Origin of the sequence: Halorubrum sp. FL23 (assembly GCF_052439115.2) — an archaeon.
Lineage (GTDB): Archaea > Halobacteriota > Halobacteria > Halobacteriales > Haloferacaceae > Halorubrum > Halorubrum persicum.
Window position 1 is genome coordinate 1 of the sequence record NZ_JBQVRO020000039.1, and the last position, 7,135, is coordinate 7,135.

Genomic DNA, 7,135 nt, shown 5'->3' on the forward strand with positions numbered 1-7,135 from the left:
GATTCGACTCAACACCGTCTTGCTCAACAATCTGCATAAACACCGCCCCGACGCGCCGCTAAACTACAACGGATGATTGGTGGAGTCATATTTGAGCCGGTTGCTAGCGGTAATAGCCCATCTAGAGGCACAGTCACTACTAGAAATGGTTGAGATAAATCTAACCGTCTATTCTAGTGATCACTCACAGGAAGATCTTGACTGTACAGATGTTGTTGAGATCGCACAGGATTCTGGACCTATGCGTGTCTTCGCTAAGTTAGCCGCGCCATCCGCCACACCACTGTTCCCTAATACTGACATTGACTCTTACCCTTCAGAGAGTCTTGAATTCGTAGAAGAGCAATTAGATGAAAGAAGAGGCAAAATCGATGATTTCGAACAAGAAGTAGTCTCACTTCTCAATAACGGTTATACGGCGTGTACAAAAAACAATATATTCAAATTATTCCAACAATTTGAGACATATGAGGAAGCGTATCAGGAGGCTATTCGTATTGAAAGGTCAGCCACAATGCTGGATGGCTCAGTTACTCTCATTATTGATGGGGGAGCGTCTGAGGAAGCGATAGAACGCATTGAGCAACGTGTTCAGAACAGATAGTTGAAAATAGGGGAGGCCTCATACTCTACATCTCAGCAGCATCCCCGACTGTCCCACTACTATGCTTTCCGTGAAATCGTCATAGAGAGGCTTCTACTACCACTTACCGAGTTCGGGTTAGCAGGGAGTGGCTCTCCTATGAGCTGGTTAGCACTTGATGTCCCATTTTTTGACCACACGGGGGAGGGGGTATGCCGACCGAAACGGGTACAGGCCCTATTCAATCCTAAGTGGGGCTAGAAACGCCCACACGCGGTATGAGGATGTGTGGTCAGATCAATATAGGGGAACACCCATCGACGACATAAACGTGTCACAGGACCATTCACTGAGCCATATGGCCACACGCTATGTGTCACACGGTACTAGACCCTGGATATATCAAGTCACCACACAGAGAACGGGCGAGAGGAGGGTTAAAATGTCCGAAAAAACGGTTTCCGAGAATACAGATTGGGACTTGCTAAGTTCGGTCAAGGCCAGCAAGCGCCGAACACAGGTGCTGAAGACACTCCACGAACAACCCAAAATGAATGGTGAAATAGCGGATGAGCTTGGCGTCTCCACAGAGTGGATCCGTCGTCAGATGAAATGGCTTGAGAAACACGGGCTCGTCGAAGATCTCACCGAGACGAAGACCAACTACAAGCTCTACCGTGCCTCAGAGAAGGGCAAGGAAATGATCGAACTCCTATAGAATGATGTCTAGCAATCCACCACTGGTCGACTTCGTTCAGGAAGGTCTCAGAACTCGAAGAGAGACTCTTAGCGAGGTAGTAACAGGCAAAAAAGGTCTAATTGAGAGACGTCTTGAAATAGTTGACCGGAGACAGACTCTGTTTCTCGAATCAGATAGTGACCCACTGAATAGGACTGCGGAAATACAATTGAACGAGGAATCCAAGAACGACAATAGTAACCAAGGGTCCTCTGGAGTCGATCCATCTCAGAACGTCGAGGTCAAAGTTGACTCACCGACAGATGAAGAAATCCGTGCCGCTAATAATTTGTCAGAAAGGTATCCTGGCGCACAGAAGGTTGTACTCTCGGATAGAGTCATAGAAATTCACAAAACAAATGGTAATGTCTCCTCGATGAAGGTAGACAGAATGATTCAAAAAGAATAGGAAGTGAATCTACGACCTACGAGACCTCGACACCATCGATGAGTCCGGTAGCATCATCTTGGTAAAAGTAGTAGCGTGGCCTGTTTAGTTTGCGATGAGTAGTCGTTCATCGAACGAGAGTTTAGTACGAGGGTCAAGCTGCTATAGAAGAGTTAGTATACCTACTTTTGGAAATTACTCAATACACGCTATCTATTGCGAAGACGGCGGGTTATCAGACTAAAATACCTGTATAGAGAGTATCATCCTGTATTGAACGCTCTACAACTACTTTCACTTCGATTAGCCTACCTTTTAGGACTACGGTGAACGAATCTGAAATGATGAAGAATGACTGATGTCCAAGTATACATTTGGAATGTAGAACGAGGCGATGCAATTCTTATCAAAGGTCCTGAAGAGAATGTTGTCGTTGATTTAGGTCAGCATAGTAATGGATTTTCACCTACTGAGCAAATGCAGAGTCATGGTGTCTCTGATGTTGGGTTTCTCTTGATTAGTCACCCTGATGAAGACCATATTAAGGATATTCCCAACTTTCTGGACGAGTACTCTGGATTCACGTTTCGACGTCCAAAGAAGGCCCGTCCGTATATAGAGCACCGTAAGGAGAATCTATACCCGAATAAAGAAAGCTATCAGGAGATTTCAGAAGCATACTTAGAGATTGACAGCTGGAGTGGGGATGTACCGGTTTCTCCGTCTGATTCCGATAGAAATGCTGGCTTGAAATTTAACAGTTACAACCTTCATCCAGATGATCTCGGAATCAAACCTGCTGACGAACTAGATGACGATGAAGACGTGAATCTGAATAACCTGAGCTTCCTTACCGTAATGGAATATAATGGGTTCAAACTCCTCACAATGGGTGATTTGGAGGATGGAGCTATAGAGCAGTTATTGGAGAAGTCGTATGTAAGAAGGGCTATCAGTGGGACTGATATTCTTGTCGCACCTCATCATGGGAGACAGAGCAGCTACACGAGTGAGTTGTTTGAGGAGATCTCGCCGGATATCGTAGCAATATCTGATGCAGCGGGCGTTGATAGTAGCGCATCCAGCCAGTACAGTGACCAAACCTCTGGCAAGATAGTTGAAAAGCGAGATGGTAACTACAAAACGCGTTACTCGATTACTACACGGAATGACGGAGTGCTTTACTTCGGTATTGATGATGACGGGAGCTACAAGACGATAATCGACTGACTCTCAATGGCTACCAGCCGATTCACTTTCTATGATTTCTTTGTTGATGTGGTACCTGGTGCTATAGCTCTCTTCCTGTTATTCTCTTTATTGCCATCGGAGTACAGCGTGGTCGCTACGGTGAGCGATGCTGGAGTACTACAAGGGGCAATCATTCTGATTATCAGCTACGTCCTTGGCCACCTTACTCAAGCCGTAGCAAGCCCTATTGATGAGTGGTTCATTAGAAGAGAACCCTTCTACGCTGAGAACGCGGGGCTCCCCTATCCTTTCGAGCATAAACTTAACCAAGTAGATACAGATGGTGGTTCGGTGACTCATAAGGTGAAGACTGGACTGGATGAGTTCTTTGACCCTGGTCTTAGCGGATATGAGCTGTTTTTCGCTACTCAGAGTTATCTATGGAATAATGACATAGGTCGGATGAGGCGTTTCCAAACCTTATATACCTTGTTTAGAAGTCTCTATTTCTTACTCGTCGTCGGTGGCGTTCTCCACTGGGTTGGACTCATAGCCTCTGTCTGTGGTGTCTATCAGAGCACTTGGAGCCCGATTGAGCTAGGAATCTTGGGTGGTATCTTACTAATATTAGCTGGAATCATGTATCGGAGACGAGTGAGATTCCACAAGGAGATGGCGAAGATGATGATATTCGATTTCTATGCTAATGTTCTCTCTCAGGATGGCTAGCCTCTCTAGTCAATTGTAACCCGGTAGTCGTCAGATGAGTTGGCTCCAAAGTAAATTGCTCCGTCCTTTCGCGTAGTAACCACATTTCGCACTACTGAATCGCTGTCTCGTCTATCGGCGGTCTTTCCAGATGCTTGGTGACTATACTTTTGAACTGCGCTATGCTCTGTTCCACCGGCATCCGAGACTACAACTAGATCTGGCGAAATAGTGTCGAACAATTTAGTTGAATAACTGCTCTCTCTCCCATGGTGGGGAGCAACAAGTACGTTTGTTCCTCGGAGTGCTCTTCTCACATCAGAGCGTTCCAATAACAATTCAATACCGTCTTCCTCTAAATCACCCATAGTAACCAGCTTAAATCCATTATACTCGAACACATGGAGGATGCTCAAATTGTTCAATGAGGGTCCTCTCTCGTCTGTATCGAGTTCATGTGCGGGAGTCATACCAAGTTCACTTGGTGAAAGTGAAAATTCGTAGACTCGTAGTTGACCACGATCTATCGGTGGCTCATGGTAACTAAACCGCCGCTCCTCAAACTCTAGGAACTTACCAGTTATATTCTGATAGAGCTCATCATTAGGATAGACACTCTCCTGGCGGTGTCGGATATATTTCGCTGCTCCATCAGGCCGAGTATAGAGGGATATATCGTATCTGTCGTCAAAGGCAACTATGTCACGGATATGATCCTTATCAGGATGGCTGATTATGAGCCAATCAATGGTGTCTATACCACTCTGCTTAAGGTAGTCAGTAGGGGAAAACCCGTTTTGGTGTCTCCCGAGGTCTATAACAATATTCTCCCCCGGTGAATCGATGAACATAGAATCGCCGTGCTCGACATCCCAGATGACGAATTGAATATCGTATTGAGACTTCTCTTCTGAGTCTCCGAGTAACAATAGGCCTGCTAACCCTGCAATAGCAGCCTTTTCCGGGTTGTCTCGAATATATTCAACCCCCTTCTCCAGATATTTCACATATGATGGCTGGCTTCCTCTATTGCTCATACTCTGGTACAGTGTAGGCAATAGTATAAAACGTCAAATGAATGCTCTCATTACCAAAGACTAGAGTGTTCAGATAGACACAGTGAATTATACACAGCACTATCACGTCGAGCCATGGAAATCGGACTCGTAAGCTGTACCAAGAGCAAACGCGAACAGTCCTCGAAGCCAGCAGACCTCTACATGGAATCCGCGTTCTTCAGGAAAGCGCGAGAGTACGTTAAGTCTCACCACGACTCGTGGTATATCCTTTCTGCCAAGCATCACCTCCTCAACCCTGATGGGCCGAATATCGAACCTTACGACGAGACACTGAGTGGCGCGGCGATTGGTAGAAAACGAGAGTGGTCACAAACGGTCTACAACCAGCTACAGGACAGAGGAATACTCGTGGACGGCAATAGACTGGTTTTCCACGCAGGGCGAGACTACTACGATGAACTACTCCCGCTTCTTGAAGATACGCCGGTTGAGATCGAGGCACCGACTGATAGTCTCCAGTTCGGAGAAACGCTTGCTTGGTATAACGAACAGTTGGAATCGTAGACCTTCATCGCGAAGACGATCGTCTTGCGCTTCATTGGATTGTCGAGAGCGTCAGCCAAATCCTCCCACACGTCCAGAGGTTGAACCTCGCCGTAGGTCTCGATGAACCAATCAGCAAACCCCTCGTCGAAAAGTTTGATGAGCCGAGTTCTCTTCTGCTGATTGAGCTGAGAATTCAGGTCGGCTTCCATGAACTCACCAAGGATCTCCTTGATGTCTCTCGTAGAGATGAGTTGACCGCGATCAAGAGAGACTTGTTCTAGTTCGTTCCAGAAGAGTTGAGCATCGCCTGCGAGTCGATAGTCTGCTGTGCCAGCGCAGATACCTAACAGAGCGCAGTGAGTTTCATCTCCGATTTCTTCATCGTCATCAAGATCGTTAAGAGCTGAAGGTGCCCGGCGGTAGAGAAGTACTGCAGTGAGTCTCCCTTTTGTATCAATCTCATCGAATTCTTGATAGAACCGAGGATTTCCAGTCTCACGATCGATAGCGATCAAGTCGGTAAGTGCATCTCGAATTCGTTCTTGATTAATATTACTAGCGTCGACGTATAGGTCTTCGAGCGGGTCGGATTCATCGACAGATTGGTCATCTGAACTCATATACGCCGTGGATCTCGCTCTAATGAACTTACTCTTTCACCAACAGTTAGGATAACCCCATTCAATATCTGTACGTGATTTCCTCCCAGAGAAACGTTCATCTGGCTTCAGTTTGCATAGGAAAGTATGCAGACCGCCCTCTCGCCTTGGACTAACCATAATCTGTTTTCCAATCACTATATCCGAAATCGATTAGAGGAGACTCAGGAATGGAAGAATATTGATGAGAGCGAAGTAGAAGAGTCGTTCGAGACAATTTCTCAACGGTATTCTGAGGAAATGCCTCAGCTAGCGAATCGAAACGAGATGGCTCTTGAGGACAAATTTATTCGTCCTGTACTTGCTGCTTTAGATCATTTCTGGGAGGTCCAACAGTCAGTACAGCGAAACCGTCGGACGCCGGATTACGCTTTTTTTGCTTCAGATGATGCTCGTGAGAAGGCTCTTGACCGGAAGGAAAGTGGTGGAGATGTCTATAAAAATGCAGTAGGTATCGCTGATGCAAAACGGTGGGACAGAAATCTAGACGTAGAGAGCAATGACAAACGAGATTTTGGGAACCCAAACTACCAGATATCATACTACCTCCAAGAAACCCCACCAGATTGGGGTATTGTGACAAACGGGAGGAAATGGCGTCTCTACTACGGACCTACAAGCCATAAACTGACATCGTATTTTGAGGTAGACTTACCGACAATTCTGGAAGAAGATGATATGGAGTCCTTCAAAAGGTTCTATCTCCTCTTCCGGAGGCAGGCCTTCATTTCCGATTCCCAGGATGAGTGCTTTCTCGATCGAGTGTATCAGCAAAGCGCTCTCTTCTCCAAGGAATTAGGAGAGGACATACAGGATCGTATATACCAGTCACTCAAAATCCTATCCCAGGGATTCCTAGATAATAATCAGAACAACTTGGACAGCGAGGATATAGGGCTAATCCATGATTCTTCTCTTGTCTATCTCTATCGTCTGATATTTATCTTGTATGCCGAAAGCGAGAGCCGTACTCTGCTCCCGGTTGATAGCCGAAAATACAGCCAAGACTATAGCCTGAATCAGTTAAAGGTAGAAGTCTGTGAGGAACTGGACAACGATAATCCAAAATATAGGGATTATGAATTCGAGCTATGGGATAAGCTGGATCGGCTCTTCAATCTGATTGACAAAGGAAGTAAGCATTACAATATCCCGGAGAACGATTTCTACATACCTGCGTATAATGGTGGTCTCTTCCGGACTGATCCCTCAATCTATGATCGGCCCATCCGTTGTAGTTTAACGCCTCACGCCAGCGCCGTCTCCTGATCTGAATACCGTTGGGACTACCTGTCAGAGAAA

General features: G+C 46.1%; 9 protein-coding genes. 7 read left to right on the top strand and 2 right to left on the bottom strand.

Annotation, left to right across the window (positions count from 1 at the left end):
* Positions 1-145 precede the first annotated feature (145 nt).
* The 5 genes from ACT4MF_RS18590 (at position 146) to ACT4MF_RS18610 (ending at position 3,630) form a co-directional block, all read left to right on the top strand.
* Positions 146-604 (top strand): hypothetical protein, encoded by a 459-nt coding sequence (locus tag ACT4MF_RS18590; RefSeq protein ID WP_444683800.1) that lies wholly within the window; start codon positions 146-148, stop codon positions 602-604.
* A gap of 421 nt (positions 605-1,025) precedes the next feature.
* The gene (locus ACT4MF_RS18595; RefSeq protein WP_444683799.1) at positions 1,026-1,301 is read left to right on the top strand and encodes an ArsR family transcriptional regulator; all 276 of its coding nucleotides are present in this window, start codon (positions 1,026-1,028) and stop codon (positions 1,299-1,301) included.
* Positions 1,302-1,305: 4 nt separating this feature from the next.
* The gene (locus tag ACT4MF_RS18600; RefSeq protein WP_444683798.1) at positions 1,306-1,731 is read left to right on the top strand and encodes a hypothetical protein; all 426 of its coding nucleotides are present in this window, start codon (positions 1,306-1,308) and stop codon (positions 1,729-1,731) included.
* Between the two features lie 330 nt (positions 1,732-2,061).
* Positions 2,062-2,940, top strand: a complete 879-nt coding sequence (locus ACT4MF_RS18605; protein ID WP_444683797.1) for a ComEC/Rec2 family competence protein — start codon at positions 2,062-2,064, stop codon at positions 2,938-2,940.
* A 120-nt stretch (positions 2,941-3,060) separates the two neighbouring features.
* Positions 3,061-3,630 (top strand): hypothetical protein, encoded by a 570-nt coding sequence (locus ACT4MF_RS18610; RefSeq protein ID WP_444683796.1) that lies wholly within the window; start codon positions 3,061-3,063, stop codon positions 3,628-3,630.
* A 5-nt stretch (positions 3,631-3,635) separates the two neighbouring features.
* Here ACT4MF_RS18610 and ACT4MF_RS18615 read toward each other — a convergent pair whose 3' ends face one another.
* Positions 3,636-4,646: a ComEC/Rec2 family competence protein gene (locus ACT4MF_RS18615; protein ID WP_444683795.1), complete on the bottom strand. Its 1,011-nt coding sequence runs from the start codon at positions 4,644-4,646 to the stop codon at positions 3,636-3,638.
* A gap of 114 nt (positions 4,647-4,760) precedes the next feature.
* Between ACT4MF_RS18615 and ACT4MF_RS18620 the strand changes: the two genes are divergently transcribed.
* The gene (locus tag ACT4MF_RS18620) at positions 4,761-5,192 is read left to right on the top strand and encodes a DUF6884 domain-containing protein (protein WP_444683794.1); all 432 of its coding nucleotides are present in this window, start codon (positions 4,761-4,763) and stop codon (positions 5,190-5,192) included.
* Here the strand turns inward: ACT4MF_RS18620 and ACT4MF_RS18625 are convergent.
* Entirely contained in the window at positions 5,078-5,794 is a 717-nt protein-coding gene (locus ACT4MF_RS18625) for an N-glycosylase/DNA lyase (protein WP_444683793.1), read from the bottom strand. The two genes, ACT4MF_RS18620 and ACT4MF_RS18625, sit on opposite strands and share 115 nt — an antisense overlap.
* A 126-nt stretch (positions 5,795-5,920) precedes the next feature.
* Between ACT4MF_RS18625 and ACT4MF_RS18630 the strand changes: the two genes are divergently transcribed.
* A complete protein-coding gene (locus tag ACT4MF_RS18630) occupies positions 5,921-7,102 on the top strand; it encodes a hypothetical protein (RefSeq protein ID WP_444683792.1) in 1,182 nt (393 codons plus the stop codon).
* The last annotated feature ends 33 nt before the right edge of the window (positions 7,103-7,135 follow it).